This window comes from Reyranella sp. (genome assembly GCF_965228225.1).
Classification (GTDB): Bacteria; Pseudomonadota; Alphaproteobacteria; order Reyranellales; family Reyranellaceae; genus Reyranella.
In genome coordinates this window covers 4110012-4126866 of record NZ_OZ245801.1, presented here as the reverse complement: position 1 = coordinate 4126866, position 16855 = coordinate 4110012, and the positions used below count along the sequence as shown (strand labels likewise).

At 66.6% G+C, this 16855-nt stretch carries 15 protein-coding genes; 11 read left to right on the top strand and 4 right to left on the bottom strand.

What is annotated here, in order from left to right; all coding sequences use genetic code 11:
• Window positions 1–141 precede the first annotated feature (141 nt).
• Window positions 142–2046, bottom strand: a complete 1905-nt coding sequence (locus ACO07K_RS20040; RefSeq protein ID WP_422030918.1) for an ABC transporter substrate-binding protein — start codon at window positions 2044–2046, stop codon at window positions 142–144.
• A gap of 185 nt (window positions 2047–2231) precedes the next feature.
• On the opposite strand from ACO07K_RS20040, the gene ACO07K_RS20035 reads away from it, so the two are divergent.
• Complete coding sequence (locus ACO07K_RS20035; RefSeq protein ID WP_422030916.1) at window positions 2232–3326, top strand: alpha-hydroxy acid oxidase; 1095 nt, start codon at window positions 2232–2234, stop codon at window positions 3324–3326.
• Window positions 3327–3429: 103 nt separating this feature from the next.
• Here the strand turns inward: ACO07K_RS20035 and ACO07K_RS20030 are convergent, their stop codons facing one another.
• On the bottom strand, window positions 3430–4182 hold the full coding sequence (locus ACO07K_RS20030) for an SDR family oxidoreductase (RefSeq protein WP_422030914.1): 753 nt from the start codon (window positions 4180–4182) through the stop codon (window positions 3430–3432).
• Window positions 4183–4251: 69 nt separating this feature from the next.
• Window positions 4252–6027, bottom strand: a complete 1776-nt coding sequence (atzF, locus tag ACO07K_RS20025) for an allophanate hydrolase (RefSeq protein ID WP_422030912.1) — start codon at window positions 6025–6027, stop codon at window positions 4252–4254.
• Window positions 6028–6294: 267 nt separating this feature from the next.
• Here atzF and ACO07K_RS20020 point away from each other — a divergent pair, with 267 nt between their 5' ends.
• The 5 genes from ACO07K_RS20020 (at window position 6295) to ACO07K_RS20000 (ending at window position 9878) form a co-directional block, all read left to right on the top strand.
• On the top strand, window positions 6295–6483 hold the full coding sequence (locus ACO07K_RS20020) for an AtzG-like protein (protein ID WP_422030911.1): 189 nt from the start codon (window positions 6295–6297) through the stop codon (window positions 6481–6483).
• Complete coding sequence (locus ACO07K_RS20015) at window positions 6480–7862, top strand: AtzE family amidohydrolase (RefSeq protein WP_422030910.1); 1383 nt, start codon at window positions 6480–6482, stop codon at window positions 7860–7862. The genes ACO07K_RS20020 and ACO07K_RS20015 overlap by 4 nt, the downstream gene beginning before the upstream one ends.
• Window positions 7863–8082: 220 nt before the next feature.
• Window positions 8083–8481, top strand: a complete 399-nt coding sequence (gene hpxZ / locus ACO07K_RS20010) for an oxalurate catabolism protein HpxZ (protein ID WP_422030908.1) — start codon at window positions 8083–8085, stop codon at window positions 8479–8481.
• A gap of 202 nt (window positions 8482–8683) precedes the next feature.
• Window positions 8684–9664 carry an NAD(P)-dependent oxidoreductase gene (locus ACO07K_RS20005; protein ID WP_422030906.1) on the top strand — a complete coding sequence of 327 codons (981 nt, stop codon included), beginning with the start codon at window positions 8684–8686 and terminating at the stop codon, window positions 9662–9664.
• Window positions 9665–9695: 31 nt separating this feature from the next.
• The gene (locus ACO07K_RS20000; protein ID WP_422030904.1) at window positions 9696–9878 is read left to right on the top strand and encodes a hypothetical protein; all 183 of its coding nucleotides are present in this window, start codon (window positions 9696–9698) and stop codon (window positions 9876–9878) included.
• A 24-nt stretch (window positions 9879–9902) separates the two neighbouring features.
• Here ACO07K_RS20000 and ACO07K_RS19995 read toward each other — a convergent pair whose 3' ends face one another.
• Window positions 9903–10934: a C-terminal binding protein gene (locus ACO07K_RS19995; RefSeq protein ID WP_422030902.1), complete on the bottom strand. Its 1032-nt coding sequence runs from the start codon at window positions 10932–10934 to the stop codon at window positions 9903–9905.
• Between the two features lie 71 nt (window positions 10935–11005).
• On the opposite strand from ACO07K_RS19995, the gene pehA reads away from it, so the two are divergent.
• The 5 genes from pehA to ACO07K_RS19970 all read left to right on the top strand — a co-directional run bounded on the left by pehA (window position 11006) and on the right by ACO07K_RS19970 (window position 16786).
• Window positions 11006–12538, top strand: a complete 1533-nt coding sequence (gene pehA, locus ACO07K_RS19990; RefSeq protein WP_422030900.1) for a phosphoric/sulfuric ester hydrolase PehA — start codon at window positions 11006–11008, stop codon at window positions 12536–12538.
• Window positions 12539–12559: 21 nt separating this feature from the next.
• On the top strand, window positions 12560–13261 hold the full coding sequence (gene pcaH, locus ACO07K_RS19985; RefSeq protein WP_422030898.1) for a protocatechuate 3,4-dioxygenase subunit beta: 702 nt from the start codon (window positions 12560–12562) through the stop codon (window positions 13259–13261).
• Window positions 13258–13821: a protocatechuate 3,4-dioxygenase subunit alpha gene (gene pcaG, locus ACO07K_RS19980; RefSeq protein WP_422030896.1), complete on the top strand. Its 564-nt coding sequence runs from the start codon at window positions 13258–13260 to the stop codon at window positions 13819–13821. The genes pcaH and pcaG overlap by 4 nt, the downstream gene beginning before the upstream one ends.
• A 4-nt stretch (window positions 13822–13825) precedes the next feature.
• Window positions 13826–15127: a 3-carboxy-cis,cis-muconate cycloisomerase gene (pcaB, locus tag ACO07K_RS19975; RefSeq protein ID WP_422030894.1), complete on the top strand. Its 1302-nt coding sequence runs from the start codon at window positions 13826–13828 to the stop codon at window positions 15125–15127.
• 75 nt (window positions 15128–15202) lie between these two features.
• Window positions 15203–16786, top strand: coding sequence for an ABC transporter substrate-binding protein (locus ACO07K_RS19970; RefSeq protein WP_422030892.1), 1584 nt, complete (start codon window positions 15203–15205; stop codon window positions 16784–16786).
• The last annotated feature ends 69 nt before the right edge of the window (window positions 16787–16855 follow it).

Sequence of the window (16855 nt, the reverse complement as noted above, 5' to 3'; positions counted from 1 at the left end):
GGCTATTCATAGCCTCTTGTTTTAGCTGCATTCATTTCCGGCCAGCCTCTCAGGATGAGGTGGTGCGAGTCGACTTGAGACGACACAACTCCAAGAAAAAGGCCCCTCGGATGAGGGGCCTTTCGGTTTGCGCCGGCTCGCCTACTGGGCGATCCAGAACGTGTCGGGCTGGTAGAGGCCGATGTACCCGCCCGGATCCCAGGCGTAGTAGCCTTCCTTCGGCACGTTGCGGACGTTGGGGCCGACCACGACCGGCTGGCGCACGCCGTTGACCGTGCCGATCGAGAAGACCTCGTCGGCGTTGGTGGCGAGGATCTTGTCCCAGGCCTTGCGGCGGTCTTCCTCGGTTGCGCCCGTTTCCCATTCGTTCACGTAGTCGAGGAGCTTGCAGGCCGATTCGAGGTCGCACTTCTCGCCCTGCCTGCCCTTCGACTCGACGAACATGCCCCAGCGCGACCATTGCAGTCCGCCCAGCATGGTCGGTGCGAACTCCTTGGGGCTGGTATTGGGCGTCGGGACCGCCGTCACGGCGCCGGCGAAGGCGGTCATGACGGCTTCACCCGACGAGGTGCGAAGCCGGAAGTTGTCGCGGGTCTGCGGCTTGGTCAGCATCTTGATGCCGATCTTCTTCCAGTTGTCGGCGATCAGCGTGAGCGCATCGCTGTCCTCGGTTTCCTCGCTGGCATGCTCGACGACGATCGTGGCCGGCCGGCCGTCGGGCAGCAGGCGGATGCCCTGACTGTCCTTCTTCGTGAGGCCGATCTCGTCCAGCAGCTTGTTGGCGAGCTTGGGATCGTACTCGGCCCACTTGGTCGCGTACTCCGGCTTGAACAGCTCGGAGCGCGGCATGATCGTGTTGTTCGACGGCCTGGCCAGGCCGATATAGACGACCTGGTTCAGTTCCTCGCGGTCGATCGCCAGCGAGAGCGCCCGGCGGAAGCGCACGTCGCGCATCAGCTTGCGCCATTCCGCGTCGTTCGTCGTGAGATTGGGATAGAGCGCGAGCTGCGATCCCGAGCCGGCCTCCCAGAGCCTCACGTTAACGCCCGACGTCTGGGCGCTCTTCTGCAGGAAGGTGTAGTCGCGCATGTTGAGGTAGCGCGGCTGCAGGTTGGCCTCGCCGAGGCCCGCCTTGGCCGGCACGAGATTGGCGGCCGCCACCGTGAAGATCACCTGGTCGACATAGGGCAGTTGCTGCCCCTTCTCGTCGATGCGGTGATAGTAGGGGTTGCGCAGGTAAACGAAACGCTGGGCCGGCGACGCGGTCGTGCCCACCCAGGGATTCAGCGTGGGCAGATCGACGTTGTCGTTGGCGTACATCACGTCCAGGCGGCGGTAGATCGACACCCAGCTCTGCTGGCCGCCGCGCGCGGATTTCAGGATCTCGGCTTCGGGCGTGTACTTGGCGTGAAACTTCTTCAGGTAGTGGGCAGGCCTGTAGAGGAAGAGGGGCGCGGCGCGCGCCTGGCTTTCGATGAAGTACGGGTTGGGCTTGTCCCAGGTGTACTTGATCGTGAGCGGATCGATGATCTCGACCTTGGGTGGCTGTCCGTCGACCAGAAGCTCGACGTTGGGGCCGCCGGCGGTGAGATCCTTGTTGTTGGCGACGTCTTCCCAGAAGAAGCGGAAGTCCTCGGTCGTGAAGGGATGGCCGTCCGACCATTTGTGGCCGGCGCGCAGCTTGAACGTGAACTCGCGGCCCTCCTTCTCCTCGTAGCTTTCGAGGATGTCGGGCTTCAGCTTGAACTTGTCGTCGTAGACGATGAGGCGGGTGTAGCTGAAGATCGTCATCAGGCGCGTATCGCGCGAACTGGCGACCAGCATGTTGAGTTGCCCGCCCTGCTGGCCGGGCCCGTCGCCGCCTGCGAAATAGTTCACGACCCAGGGCTGCTCGGGAACGCGCTTGTCGACCGGCGGCAGGGCGCCGGACTTCACCTGGTCGGCGAACATCGGCGTTTCCTTGAGCGCGGGCACGGGATCGGCGGCGAAGACCGGTCCCGCCATCCATCCGAAGACCAGTGCTGCCGTCAGAACGCGTCTCTTCATCTCAAGTCCTTCACCGGTTGCCCGCGGAAAGCAGGCCGATCCTGCGTATTCCGCCGAGCGAGTACCCCATATCGATCAAATCGCCCAGGCGCGTCATCGTCAATGCCGGCTGCCTGTGACGCCACGTTGACGGGGCGTTGGAGACGCGCAAGAAAACCGTCGGCATTGAAAGATTCGAGGGAACGATGGCGAGTGGCCTGGAGAGCGAATTCGTAACGCTACACGAGATCGTAAAAGCGGCGAAAATCCGGCTCAATCCGAATATCTGGGATTATTTGATCGGCGGCACGGAGACCGAGACCACGCTGCGCCGCAACCGGCTGGCCCTCGACACGATCGCCTTCAAGCCGCGCGTCCTGCGCGACGTGTCGAAGATCGATCCGTCCGCCGAAATCCTCGGAAAGAAGATCCGCCTGCCCGTGATGCTGGCGCCCGTCGGATCGTTGGAATCGTTCGAGGCCGGCGGTGGCATCACCGTCGCAAAGGGTGCGGGCGCCAGCGACGTCGCCATGCTGATCAGCTCGGTGACCACGCTCAGCCTCCAGGACATCGTGAAGGGCGGCGCGGGCCCCAAAATCTACCAGCTCTATGTGCGCGGCGACGACGCCTGGGTCGCGGACCGGGTGAAGGAGGCGATGGACGCCGGCTACGATGCCTTCTGCATCACCGTCGACACCCAGGTCTACAGCCGGCGCGAGCGCGACATCGCCAAGCGCTTCGTGAAGTCGTGGCGCGCGGTGGCCACCGGCCAGGATCACCAGGCGGCCTTCTCGTGGAAGAACTTCATCGCCGTCCGCGACAAGTTCCCCGACGTGAAGTTCATGCTGAAGGGGATCGGCACCGGCGAGGATGCCGAGCTCGCCTGCCAGAACGGAGTCTGGGCGGTTTACTGCTCCAACCATGGCGGCCGCCAGCTCGACCATGGGCGCGGCTCGGCCGAGGTGCTGCCCGAGATCGTCGAGGCGGTCGCCGGGCGCGCCAAGGTGGCGGTCGACGGCAGCTTCAGTCGCGGCAGCGACATCGTGAAGGCGATCTGCATGGGCGCCGACTGGGTCGGCCTCGGCCGTCTCTACTGCTACGGCCTTGCCGCCGCCGGGGCTGCGGGCATCGAGCGCGTGATCGAGCTGCTCGAGGAGGAGATGAAGGAGGTGATGGGCCTGCTGGGCGTCGCCTCGCTGTCGCAACTCGACAAGAGCTATATCGCCAAGAGCATGCCGACCAACCTGACCGGCGTGCACAGCGCCTTCCCGCTGCTCAATCTCCAGGACGAGGGCTACTGAGTCCTCAGATCGCGGGCCTCCAAGCCCGCGTATCTATTCTGCTCGGTGCGGGCTCTCGCGCCTCAGAAGGCGCTGCCGCCCGCCAGAGGTTAGCGCTGACGCGCTAACCTCTTCCCACAAACGGCATCTTCGTGGCCATCACGGTCATGAACTGCACGTTGGCGTCGAGCGGCAGGCTGTCCATGTAGAGGATGGCGTTGGCCACCGCGGAGACGTCCATGCGCGGCTCGGCGATGGTCGTGCCGTTGGGTTGCAGCACGCCCTTGGTCATGCGGTCGGTCATCGGCGACACGGCGTTGCCGATGTCGATCTGGCCGCAGGCGATGTCGTAGGCGCGGCCGTCGAGCGACGTCGACTTGGTGAGGCCGGTGATGGCGTGCTTGGTCGAGGTGTAGGCGACCGAGAAGGGCCGCGGCGCATGCGCCGAGATCGACCCGTTGTTGATGATGCGGCCGCCGCGCGGCGTCTGGTCCTTCATGATCTTGATGGCCTCCTGCGTGCACAGGAACGGTCCCGTCAGGTTCGCCGCCAGGACGCTGAGCCAGGTCTCGTAGGGCAGATCCTCCAGCGGCACGGGCGGGGCGCCGCCGCCGGCATTGTTGAACAACAGGTCGAGCCGGCCCCAGGTCGCCTTCACCTTGGCGAACAGGGCCACGATGTCGTCGCGCTTGGCTACGTCGGTCGGCACGGCGAGCGCGTTGGGCGCATTGTTGCCGGCCATCGAAGCCGTCTCGTCCAGCGCATCCTTGCGTCGGCCCGCCAGGGCCACCTTGTAGCCGTTGTTCAGCAGGGCCAGCGCCGAGGCGCGGCCGATGCCGCTGCCGGCGCCGGTGACGACGGCGATTTTTCCACTCATGGGTTCGTTTCCTCTTCTCGAAGGAGCGGACCCTAGCAGACCGGCGCCCGCCAGTTGAAGGGTGGCGCGCTACGGCAGCGTCGCGACGTAGGCTCGCCAGCCGCCCAGCGAGGTGATGTCCTTGGCGCCCTGCGCCGCATGTGCCTCGCAGAGGAAGCCGGGAACCTCGGTGCCGTCGGCCAGGCTCACCGTACCGAGCCCCAGCGGGGCGGGGATGCGGCGCAGCAGGTCGCCGATCCTCTCGGCCGGCAGGCTCCACACTTCCAGCTCGATGGCGCCGCCGCCGTCGGTCACACGCACCAGGCCCGGCCGGTGCGGGGGGCCGCCGGGCAGGGCGTAGAAGCGATAGGCGGGGGCTGTCTTGCCGGCGGTCTGCAGGCGCCCGCCCAGCTCCAGAAGCTGGCGGTTCAAGGGGAGGCCGCTCATATGCGCGCCGACCACGGCGATCGGCACGCGATCCTCCGCAACGACGGGATCGTTCTCCGGCTGCGGCAGCCGGCTCATCGTCTTGCCGAGCGGCAGGGGTACCGCGCGCTGCCAGCGCGCGCCGAACGCCAGCAGGGCGCGTTCGGCATGGGCGCGCGAGATCAAGGTGATGCCGAACGGCATGCCGTCGGGCCGGAAGCCGGCCGGCACGGCGAGCGCCGACAGGCCGAAGAAATTCACGAAGTTGGTGTAGTGGCCGAGATGCGAGTTGTAGAGCACCGGCTCGCGTTCGAGATCGGCCAGCTTGTAGATCGTGCCGGCGGTCGGCACAGCCAGGAAATCGAGCCCCGCCATTTGCGCGAAGGCACGCGCCTTGAGGTCGGCGAGCCGGTACTGGCCCTCGAAGGCGTCGACGGCGCTGTACTCGAGGCCGCTCAGCACGATCGCCCGTGTCGTCGGCCAGACACCCGCCGCGTCGTCGGCCGCCTCCATGAAGGCACCGACCGCCGCGGTGCGCTCGGCGACCCAGGGGCCGTTGTAGAGAAGCTGGGCAGCGTCGCGGAACGGGGCGTAGTCGATCGCGACCGGCGTGCCGCCCAGTCCCTTCAGCCGCTCGATCGACTGGGCATAGAGCGCGGCATAGGCGGCGTCGCCGAAGAACTCCGCGTCCTTGGTGTCGAGGATGCCGAAGCGGAAGGACCTGCCGATGGCCGGCGTCGCGTGCGGCTCGGCGGCGACGGCGAGCACCGCATCGGCATCGGCGCAGGAGAGGGCGAAGACCGAGGTGCAGTCGAGCGAGCGGCAGGCCGGCACCATGCCCTCGTTGCTGAGCAGGCCGGGTGTCGGCTTCAGGCCGACGATGTTGTTGAAGCCGGCTGGCACGCGGCCCGATCCCGCGGTGTCGGTGCCCAGCGAGAAGCTCACGAGGCCCGACGAGACCGCGACGGCCGATCCCGAACTCGATCCGCCGGGTACGTACGAGGCGTCGAACGGATTGCGCGGCACGCCATAGGGCGAGCGTACGCCGACGAGGCCGGTGGCGAACTGATCGAGGTTCGTCTTGCCGATCACGATCGCGCCGGCGTCCACGAGGCGACGCACGACCTCCGCGGAGGCCTTGGCGTCATAGGCGAATCCCGGGCAGGCCGCGGTCGTCACCATGCCGGCGACGTCGAGATTGTCCTTCACCGCGAACGGCACGCCATAGAGCGGCAACCGGTCGATCTCGTCGCGCCTTGCATCGAGCGCCACAGCTTGTGCGCGCAGCGCGTCGTCGGAGGCGCGCGAGATCCAGACCTTGTCGTCGCCGGCGGTTGCGATGCGCTTCAGCACCTCGTCGATGGTCTGCCGTACGTCGAGCGTACCGGCGCGATAGGCGCCGAGCAGCGCGTGAACCCCGAGGTCGAGAAAAGCTGTCATGTGAGGGTTTTAGACAAGCAATGCCTTGAATGCAGCCTCCAGATTCGCGCAGGGATTGGCACGTTCCTTGCCTTCGTGGCCAAGCGGGAAACACGGAGGCGAGGGTGTGCCATGAAGCGTCGCGCGCATGACACGGCGGCCGGGCTGGCAATCCTGCAGATTCTTCGGCAGCTTGGGCGGGAACTGGGCGCGAGCTACCGGCTCATGCGCCGCGATCTCCATGTCGTCTGAAGACCACCGTCCCAACTGAATGAAGGAAGGAAGCGCATGGCCGAAGAGAAGCGTGACGTGGCGCGCATGGTCGAGGAGGGCGCGAAGACCGCAGGCCTCGCGATCGCGCCTGAATATCTCCCCAACGTGATCCTGAACGTCGAGCGCTCCCTGATGATCGCGCAGCCGCTGCTCGAACTGGACCTCGAGGACGAGCTGATGTCGGCTCCGGTGTTCCGGCCATGACCGACCCTCTTTCGAAGGCCGCGACGGCGACGGAGATTTCGGGCGCCGTGATGAGCGGCAAGGTCAAGGCGGCTGCCGTGATCGACGCCACCCTGAAGCGCATCGAGGCGGCGGAGCCCGCGATCAACGCTTTCACAGACGTGGTCGCCGCGCGCGCGCGCCAGCGTGCGGCGGAGATCGACGCCGGCCTGCACCGCGGGCCGCTGCTGGGCGTGCCCTTCGCGGTGAAGAACCTGTTCGACATCGCCGGCCTGCCGACCCGCGCGGGCTCGAAGATCAACGTCGACGGCCCCAAGGCCGAGCGCGACGGCGCGCTGGTGCGCAAGCTCGAAGCGGCCGGCGCCATCCTGGTCGGCGGCCTCAACATGGGCGAGTACGCCTATGACTTCACCGGCGAGAACGCCCATTACGGGCCGTCGCGCAACCCGCACGATCCGACGCGCATGTCGGGCGGTTCGTCCGGCGGCTCGGGCGCGGCGGTGGCGGCGGGCGAGGTGCCCTTGGCGCTGGGTTCCGACACCAATGGCTCGATCCGCGTGCCGTCCTCGCTCTGCGGCCTGTTCGGGCTGAAGCCGACCTATGGACGATTGAGCCGCGCCGGGTCCTTTCCCTTCGTGGATTCCTTCGACCATCTCGGGCCGATCGCCCGTTCGGCCGAGGATCTGGCGCTCTCCTTCGATGCCATGCAGGGCTGGGATTCGGACGACCCGGTCTGCACCGACCGGCCGGCCGATCCGACCCTGCCGAGGCTTGTCGAAGGCGTCGAGGGGCTGCGCATCGCCATCGCCGGAGACTATTTCGCGAAGGGCGGCGAGCCCGAGGCGTTCGAGGCCGTGGCGACCGTGGCCAAGGCGCTGGGCGCCACGAAGACCGTCGTGCTGCCGCAGGCGGCCGCGGCGCGGGCGGCGGCCTATGTCATCACGGCCATCGAGGGCGCGCAGCTCCATCTGCCGCGGCTGCGCACGCGGCCGCAGGATTTCGATCCGGACACGCGCGAGCGCTTCATGGCGGGCGCTCTGCTGCCCGGCGCCTGGTACGTGAAGGCCCAGCGCTTCCGCCGCCAGTATCGCGCCCACGTGCTCAAGCTGTTCGAAGAGGTCGACGTGATCCTGGCGCCCGCCACGCCGTGCACGGCGCCGAAGCTCGGCCAGACCATGATGACGCTGGACGGCGTCGAGCTGGCGGTGCGGGCCAATCTCGGCATCTATACCCAGCCGATCTCCTTCATCGGCCTGCCGGTCGCGGTGGCGCCGCTGCAACGGCCGGGTGGCCTGCCGATCGGCGTGCAGCTCATCGCCAAACCCTACAACGAGCAGGCCGCGCTGCGCGTGGCCGCCCACCTGCAGAAGCTCGGCGTCGCCGCCGCGCCGCCCGCCTGAGGGTCTGACCGGGAATTAATTGAATCGATTCAAGCCCTTACCTCATCCTGAGGAGCGCCGCCCCGCGGCGCGTCTCGAAGGATGGGCAACAGGCAAGGTGCTCGTTCCCACCCTTCGAGACGCATCGCTGCGCGATGCTCCTCAGGCTGAGGTTATCGGGCCCTTTCATAGCCTGTTGTTTTTGCTGCTTTCATTTCGAGTCAGACTCTGAGGAGACCGCATGGAAATCAACATTCCCGAGATCGTCGCCGAGGTGACGGCCGCGTTCAATCGCTACGAGGCGGCGCTGAACAGCAACGATGTCGAGGTGCTGGACGAACTCTTCTGGAAGAGTCCGCACACCCTGCGTTACGGCGTCGGCGAGCAGCTCTACGGGCATGACCAGATCGCTGCCTTCCGCTCCGGCCGCAACCCGCAGTTCGTGCCGAACCGCGACCTGCTGAAGCTCTGGATCGTCACCTACGGCCGCGATTTCGGCACGGCCAACTGCGAGTTCCAGCGGCACGGCGCGAGCAAGCCCGGCCGGCAGAGCCACACCTGGATGCGCACCCCCGACGGCTGGCGCATCGTCGCCGCGCATGTCTCGCTGCTGGGCGAAGCGACGCCGATGAAGAGCTAGCAGGCCGTCGAAGCCGTCGGAGCCAGGGCGTATAAACGAAACAAACGAAATAAACGAAATAATTGAAACGAATGTCGCACCTCCCGGAATCTCGGGTCGCGGCGACCGTTTACGCAACAATGTTGCTTTCGGTGGCTTCTGAAAGGCCTATTTGGGCCGCCCGCTAGGTTCTTTCTCCGCGCTGCCGGCTTAAGCTCGCGGCATGAAGAAGCTGCTTTTAACCCACGCCCCGCTCGCCCGGCGGCAATACTATGGGACCCGTGCCCTCACGCGACTGCAGGAGCTGGTCGAGGTCGTCCTGCACGAGGGCGATTCGCCGCTCGATCCGCAGGGCGTGATCGGCATGGCGCGCGGTGTCGACTTCATCGTTGCCGATCGGGCGACGGCGATACCGGCCCTCGTCTTCGAAAGCCTGCCGGGGCTTCGCGCGGTGATGCGCAGCGCCATCGACATCCGCAACATCGACGTCGCGGCGGCCACGAAGGCGGGTGTGCTCGTGACCCACGCCGAGGCCGGCTTCGTCCCGTCGGTGGTTGAACTCACGCTGGGTTTCCTGGTTGATCTTTCGCGCGGCATCACGCGGGCGGCGACGGCCTACCATGAGGGCGCGAAGCCCGAGATCAGGGTCGGCCGGCAGCTCGGTGGCTCGACCGCCGGCATCATCGGCTACGGCCGCATCTCGCGCGCGCTGGCGCCTGTGCTGGCCCAGCTCGGCATGACCGTGCTGGTGTCCGATCCCTACGCCCAGGTCGACGATCCCCGGTACGTGAAGCTGCCGATGGAAGATCTGCTGGCGAAGGCCGACTACGTGATCTGTCTCGCCATCGCCAACGAGGAGACCGAGAACCTGTTGGATGCCGCAGCCTTCGCCCGCATGAAGCCCGACGCCTTCTTCATCAACATGTCGCGCGGCAACCTCGTCGACGAGGCTGCCCTAGCTGAGGTTCTGGCTGAGGGCCGCATTGCCGGCGCGGCCATGGATGTCGGCCGCGCGCCCGACCAGATGCCGTCGCCCGAGCTGGCGCGGCTGCCCAACGTCATCGCCACGCCGCACATCGGCGGCCTGACGCCGCCCGCCAGCGAAAGCCAGGCGATGGACACGGTCCGTCAGGTCGAGGCGCTTGTGAAGGCCGAGGTGCCGCCCGGCGCGGTCAACCTTCCGGGCTGGACCCGCCGGGGTTGAAAACCCTCCTTGGCAGGCGCATGTGCAGTGAATGCTCACACCGAAGGATCTGATCGCCGTCCATGTCCCGAGTGAGGATCTGGGTGACTACAATCTCACCCAGACCGGCTGGTATGCGATGGACGATGGCGGCCATGTCATCCTCGGACCGTTCGAGAGCCTTGCCCAATGTGACAGGGCGATCCGCGACCGGCTCCAGCTGCAGCAATCCTGAGCCGGCGCGGATGATCGTCCCGGCCTAGTTGCCGGGGCCGCGCTCCATCGAGAAGGGCTGCCAGCGCTGCAGCTTTGACTTCTCAAGCACCATCGGATTGACGCAGGCGCGCGGCCACTTGCCGCCCAGCACGAGCGCGAGCTCGGCGCCGACGCGGCGCTTGCGGGCGGGGTCGAAACGGCTCGAGGCCGAGGCGACGTGGGCGGTCAGGATCACATTGTCCATGCCGAGCAGGGGATTGTTGTGGCCGACCGGCTCGGTCTCCAGCACGTCGAGGCCGGCGCCGGCGATCCAGCCTTCCTGCAGCGCCTTGATCATGGCCGGCTCGTCGACCGTCGAGCCGCGGCCGGTGTTCACGAACAGCGCCGTCTTCTTCATCTGGCGGAAATGCTGTTCCTTCATCAGGTGATGGGCGTCCTTGGTGCCGGGCGCATGCATGCTGACGATGTCGGAACGCTGCAGCAGCTCATCATAGCCGACCGGCTGGACGCCGTAGTCGGACATCACCAGCTCCTCGATATAGGGATCGTAGGCCAGCATCTGGAAGCCGAACGGCGCGGCGCGCTTGGCGACGGCGCGGGCGACGTGGCCGAACGAGATGAAGCCCAGGGTCATGCCCATCAGGCGCGGGAACTGGTAGAGGTGCGGCCGGCCCTTGGCCCATTCGCCCTTGCGCACCATCTGGTCCTGCACCACCAGGCGCCGCCAGCTTGCCAGGATCAGGGTCATGGCGTGATCGGCCACTTCCTCGATGAAGGTATCGGGCACGTTGGTGACCGGGATGCCGAGCTGGGTGGCCACATCGACGTCCACTGAATCCACGCCGACGCTGCCCAGCGACACGACCTTCAGCTTCTTGCCCGCCTCGATCACCTTGGCGGTGATGCGCGGACGGCCCTTGCCGTAGATGGCGTCGGCATCGGCCACCGCCTTGATGAGTTCGGCCTCGTCGCCCGAAACCTCGACGATCTCCGCGCCGATCGGGCCGAGTGTCTCCATTTCCAGCGAATGATCGGTTTTTCCCGGTCCGGTCGTCACGATCTTGAAACGCGCCACGTGTTGTCTCCTCCGTCGATTTGGCGGCACTCTATCGCAATCCCGCCACCGTCCAACCTCGGTGAATGAACATGCCTGCGTCCAAGAATGTCCTGTTGATCGTCGTCGACCAGTGGCGCGGCCTGATGTTGCCCAAGCTCGGCGCGGACTATCTGAAGCTGCCCAATCTCGACCGGCTGTGCGCCGAGGGTGTCACCTTCCGCAACCATTTCACCCAGGCCGTGCCCTGCGGCCCGGCACGCGCCAGCCTGCTGACCGGCCAGTACATGATGAACCATCGTGCGGTGCAGAACACGATTCCGCTCGCCTCGCGCTTCACCAACCTGGCGCACGAGCTGCGGCGCGGCGGTTACGATCCCGCGCTCGTGGGCTATACGACGACGACGCCCGATCCGCGCCAGACGGCCCCCAACGATCCGCGCTTCTTCGTGCTGGGCGACATCATGGAGGGCTTCCATTCGGTCGGCGCCTTCGAGAATCGCGACGCCTATTTCGGCTGGATCGCCAGCCAGGGCTTCGAGCTGCCCAAGACGCGCGAGGAGATCTGGCTGCCGCAAGGCGCGCCGGGCGCCGGCGCGACCGGCCGGCCGGCCGTCATTCCCAAGGAACTGTCCGACACGGCCTGGTTCACCGAGCGCGGTCTCGACTATCTGCGGGGGCGCGGCGGCAAGCCCTGGTTCCTGCATCTCGGCTACTACCGGCCGCATCCGCCGTTCATCGCGCCCGAACCCTACAATTCGATGTATCGCCCCGAGGACATGCCGAAGCCCGTGCGTGCGGCCTCGCCCGCCGAGGAGGGAAAGCAGAACGCACTGCTCGACTACTATGTGCGCAACATCAAGCAGGCGAGCTTCTTCCAGGATGGACAGGCACTCGGTTCGGACATGACCGAGGCCGAAGTGGCGCAGATGCGCGCCACCTATTGCGGCCTGATGAGCGAGATCGACGATCATCTGGGCCGTGTCTTCGATTATCTGAAAGAGACGGGCCAGTGGGACGACACGCTGATCGTCTTCACCTGCGATCATGGCGAGCAGGGCGGCGACCATCACCTGCTGGGCAAGATCGGCTATTTCGACGAATCCTATCGCATCCCGATGGTCATCCGCGACCCGCGGGCCGAGGCGAACGGTAGCCGTGGCACGATCGTCGATCGCTTCACCGAGACGATCGACACCATGCCGACCCTGCTCGAATGGATGGGCTTGCCCGTCCCGCGCCAGTGCGACGGCCGCTCGCTGCTGCCCTTCTGCGAGGGCACGGTGCCGGCCGACTGGCGCACCGAGGTCCACTACGAATTCGACTTCCGAGACCTCCATTACACCAAGCCTGAATCGGCGCTGGGCGTGCCGATGGACAAGTGCTCTCTCGCCGTCGTGCAGGACGAGAACTTCAAGTACGTGCACTTCGCGGCCCTGCCGCCGCTCCTGTTCGACCTCCGGAAGGATCCCGGCCAGTTCGTCAACTGCGCCGCCGATCCGGCCTATGCGGCCACGGTCGCCGACTATGCCCGCAAGATGCTCGACTGGCGGCTGGGCTATGCCGAGCGCACCCTGACCGGTTATCGCGCCACGCCGCAGGGGTTGGAGGTGCGCGCGGCCTGAGCCGGCGCTAAGCTCGGCGGTATGAAAGAGGAAACGTACCGCCGTCCCGCTGCAGGGCATCACCCGCCCAACCTGTCGCCGGCCTACAAGTCGACGGTCAGCCGATCGCCCTCGAAGCCGGCGATCGTCCTGCCGCACACGCTGTCGGAGATCACCGGGCCGCTGCTGCGTGAGGAGCGGCTCGACTCGGTGGAGAACGATCTCACGCGCCGGCACATGGGCGAGCCTCTGGGTGAACGCATCATCGTGCAGGGTCGCGTCCTCGACGAAGAGGGCAGGCCAGTCCCTGAGGCGCTGGTCGAGATCTGGCAATGCAACGCGGCCGGTCGCTACCACCATCCCGGCGACCAGCACGATGCGCCGCTCGATCCGAATTTCTACGGCGGCGGCCGTGCCCGCGCCGATGCCGACGGCAATTACAAGTTCATCACCATCAAGCCCGGCGCCTATCCCTGGGGCAACCACCACAACGCCTGGCGGCCGGCGCATATTCACTTCTCCCTGTTCGGGCCGGCCTTCGCCACGCGCCTGATCACGCAGATGTACTTCCAGAACGATCCGCTGCTGGCCTTCGATCCGATCTACAATTCGGTGCCCGAAGGCGCGCGGGAGCGGCTGCAGGCCGCCTTCGACATGGACACGACGCAACCCGGATGGGCGCTGGCCTATCGCTTCGACATCGTGCTGCGCGGCCGCCACGCCACGCCGATGGAGAACTCATGAGCCGCGCGCTGACGCCGTCGCAGACGATCGGCCCGTTCTATTTCGGCACCGTCACCAACGCCTATCGTCAAGATCTCGCGATGCCCGGTGTCGCGGGTGAGCGAATCGAGATTGCCCTGACCCTTCACGATGCCGCGGGCGCGATCGTGCCCGACGGCCTGCTCGAGGTCTGGCAGGCCAACAGCCACGGCCGTTACAACCACCCGGAGGATCGCCGCAACCTGCCGCTCGATGCCGGCTTCGAAGGCTTCGGACGGGCGTCGACCGACACGACGGGTTGCGCGCGCTTCGCCACGGTGAAGCCCGGGCGCGTGCCGTGGCCGGCGGGGGGCCTGCAGGCCGCGCACATCAACATCTCCGTGTTCGCGCGCGGTGTCCTCAATCGCCTCGCGACGCGCCTCTATTTCGACGGCGATCCGGCGCTGGCCGAGGACCCTGTCCTTCAACTCGTCGATCCCGCCCGGCGCGCCACCCTGATCGCGACGCGTGATGAAGCCGGCGTCTGGCGGCTGCCCCTGTACCTGGGCGGGCCGAACGAGACCGTCTTCTTCGATTGCTGAACCCATGACGGTTCGTCTGGTCTCTGCGTTGGGCTCATCGGCGACGGTGGCCGACTGTTTCTCCGACATCGCCACCTTGCGCCACATGCTGCACTTCGAGGCGGCGCTTGCCCAAGCGACCGCGGCGGCCGGCCTGATTCCGAAGCGCGCCGCGTCGGTCATCGTCAAGGCCTGCGACCCCGCCCTCTATGACCCCGCACCGCTCGCCGCCGCGGCGCGCCGGACGGCGACGCTCACCGTGCCGGTCGTGAAGGCGCTGACCGAACAGGTTACCAGGCGCGACGCAAAGGCGGCCGACTATGTCCATTGGGGCGCCACCAGCCAGGACGTGATCGACACCGCGATGGTGCTGCAGCTCGGCGAGGCGCTGCCGCCGCTCGTGAAGTCACTCGACGGCATCGTCTCTGCCTTCGCGCGTCTGGCGAAGAAACACCGCACGACGCCGATGCTCGGCCGCACCCTGTTGCAGCCGGCGACGCCGCTCGCGCTCGGCCAGAAGATCGCCGGCTGGGCTTCCGACATCGACCGCGCCAAGCGGCGACTCGCCGAGAGTTTCGGCGAAACGCAGATCCTCCAGTTCGGCGGCGCGTCGGGAAGTCTGACGGCGCTCGGTGCGGAGGCCGAGCCGGTGATGAAGGTGCTGGCGAAGCAGCTGAAGCTCGCACTGCCGCCGGGACCGTGGTTCACGCAACGGGTCCGGATCGCGGCGTTTGCGCAGGATTGCGCGCTGGTCGTCGGGGCACTCGCCAAGGCCTCGCGCGACATCGCCCTGATGATGCAGGCCGAAGTGGGGGAGGCGGCCGAGCCGTCCGGCCCGGGACGGGGCGGCTCTTCGACCATGCCGCACAAGCGCAACCCGGTCGGCGCCGCTCTCATTCTATCGGCGGCGACGCGCGCGCCGATGCTGGCCGCGACGATCGTGGCGGCGATGCCGCAGGAGCACGAGCGCGCGTTGGGTGGCTGGCAGGCCGAATGGCCGACGCTCTCCGCGCTGGTCGAATGCCTGGGCTCGGCGGTGGAGGCGATGGCGGAAGTCGCGTCCGGACTCGTCATCGAGCCTGACGCGCTGCAGGCCAACATGGATGCCAGCGAAGCCGCGGTCCTCGCCGAGCGTGCAACGTTCCTGCTGGCCCGGAAGATGGGCAAGCACGAGGCTCACGCTCTGGTCGAGAAGGCGCTGGCCAAGGGCGGGTCCTTCGTCGAGGCGCTTGGCCGGCTCGAAAAGGAACTGGCCGACGAGGCGGCACTGCTCGGCTACTCCCCGACGTTCGTCGATCGGCTGCTGGCGGACCTCAAGCGGAGGTGATCCGCCGGGCGGTGCTGCCACTCTGGCACGGGAGTCGCATGCCCATGGCAGGCATTTCCCCGTCAGGAGGCGACCATGAAGCTCTCGCGCCGTTCGTTGCTCGCTGGAACGACAGCGCTTTCCCTGCCCCGTGTCGCCTGGGCACAGGAAAAGGTCGTTCGCTACGGCATCCCGATGACCGACATTCCGCTCACCACGGGCCAACCGGATCGCGGCGCCAATGCCTATCAATATACCGGCCTCACGCTCTACGATCCGTTGATCGCCTGGGAACTCGACGTGTCGGACCGGCCGGGCAAGATGGTCCCGGGCCTCGCGACCGAGTGGAAGGTGAGCGAAGCCGACAAGACGTTGTGGACCTTCAAGCTGCGTGAAGGTGTGAAGTTCCATGACGGATCGCCCTTGGACGCCGACGCGGTGATCTGGAACTTCGAGAAGATCTTCAACAAGGAGGCGGCGCAGTTCGACCAGCGCCAGGCCGCTCAGGTACGGCCCCGCCTGCCCAGCATGGTCGGCTATCGCAAGACCGGCCCGATGGAAGTCGAGATCAAGACCAAGTCCGTCGACTCCCTGTTTCCCTATCAGCTGCTATGGTTCCTGGTCTCGAGCCCGGCCCAGTGGGAGAAGGTCGGTCGCGATTGGGCCAAGTTCGCCTCGACGCCGTCGGGGACGGGGCCGTTCAAGCTCGCCCGGCTGGTGCCGCGCGAGCGGGCCGAACTGGTGAAGAACGAGACCTACTGGAATCCCGCGCGCATCCCGAAGGTCGACCGCATCGTCCTGATCTGCGCCCCTGAGGATTCCGGGCGCAGTGCCGCGCTGATCTCCGGCGCCTTCGACATGATCGATGCTCCGGGGCCCGACATCATCGACCGTCTGAAGCAGAGCGGGGCGCGCATCAGCACCAATGTCACGCCGCATGTCTTCAATTACCATCCGTCGCTGGTCGAGGGCTCGCCCTGGACCGACATCAGGGTGCGCAAGGCGGCCAACCTCGCGATCGACCGCGACGCGATCGTCAAGTTGCTCAACGGGCTGGTGCAGCCCGCCTATGGCGAGGTCGACCGGACGAGCCCCTGGTTCGGCAAGCCCACCTTCGAGATCAAGTACGCGCCCGATGCGGCGCGCCAGCTGATGGCCGAGGCAGGCTACGGCAAGGCCAATCCGATGAAGGCCAGGATCACCATCCAGGCCGGCGGCACCAACCAGATGGTCAACGAGGCCATCCAGGAGATGATGAAGGAGAGTTTCATCGCCATCGACTTCAAGCCCGTCGAACTCGAGGCGCTGATGACGGGGTGGCGCAGCGGCGCCAAGGCCGAGATGAACAGGGACGTGAGCGCGACCAACGTCACCCATGTCACGTCCGATCCCTTCTATGCGGTGAACCGCTTCTTCGCCTCGGACCAGGTGGCGCCCGTCGGCGTGAACTGGAGCAGCTACAAGAACGCGGACGTCGACCGGTTGGTCGTCGAACTGCAGAACACGTTCGATCCGGCCAAACAGGATGCTCTGGCGGCGCAGATCCATGCCAAGGCGGTGGACGATGCCGTGATGATCTGGGTCTATCACGACAGGACACCGCGGGCTCTGTCGTCGCGGATCAAGTCGTACACACAGGCGCAGAGCTGGTTCCAGGACCTGGCGCTGGTGGCGATGTAATTATTGCAAAAGGCCCGTCGTCTCAGGGCGGGGGTTACCCCGCCCGAACCGGAGCACCGAAGGTGAGGA

Coding starts and splice junctions, on each gene's coding strand:
- ACO07K_RS20040 (WP_422030918.1), bottom strand. CDS start 2,046: ATGAAGAGACGCGTTCTGACGGCAGCACTGGTCTTCGGATGGATGGCG.
- ACO07K_RS20035 (WP_422030916.1), top strand. CDS start 2,232: ATGGCGAGTGGCCTGGAGAGCGAATTCGTAACGCTACACGAGATCGTA.
- ACO07K_RS20030 (WP_422030914.1), bottom strand. CDS start 4,182: ATGAGTGGAAAAATCGCCGTCGTCACCGGCGCCGGCAGCGGCATCGGC.
- atzF (WP_422030912.1), bottom strand. CDS start 6,027: ATGACAGCTTTTCTCGACCTCGGGGTTCACGCGCTGCTCGGCGCCTAT.
- ACO07K_RS20020 (WP_422030911.1), top strand. CDS start 6,295: ATGGCCGAAGAGAAGCGTGACGTGGCGCGCATGGTCGAGGAGGGCGCG.
- ACO07K_RS20015 (WP_422030910.1), top strand. CDS start 6,480: ATGACCGACCCTCTTTCGAAGGCCGCGACGGCGACGGAGATTTCGGGC.
- hpxZ (WP_422030908.1), top strand. CDS start 8,083: ATGGAAATCAACATTCCCGAGATCGTCGCCGAGGTGACGGCCGCGTTC.
- ACO07K_RS20005 (WP_422030906.1), top strand. CDS start 8,684: ATGAAGAAGCTGCTTTTAACCCACGCCCCGCTCGCCCGGCGGCAATAC.
- ACO07K_RS20000 (WP_422030904.1), top strand. CDS start 9,696: ATGCTCACACCGAAGGATCTGATCGCCGTCCATGTCCCGAGTGAGGAT.
- pehA (WP_422030900.1), top strand. CDS start 11,006: ATGCCTGCGTCCAAGAATGTCCTGTTGATCGTCGTCGACCAGTGGCGC.
- pcaH (WP_422030898.1), top strand. CDS start 12,560: ATGAAAGAGGAAACGTACCGCCGTCCCGCTGCAGGGCATCACCCGCCC.
- pcaG (WP_422030896.1), top strand. CDS start 13,258: ATGAGCCGCGCGCTGACGCCGTCGCAGACGATCGGCCCGTTCTATTTC.
- pcaB (WP_422030894.1), top strand. CDS start 13,826: ATGACGGTTCGTCTGGTCTCTGCGTTGGGCTCATCGGCGACGGTGGCC.
- ACO07K_RS19970 (WP_422030892.1), top strand. CDS start 15,203: ATGAAGCTCTCGCGCCGTTCGTTGCTCGCTGGAACGACAGCGCTTTCC.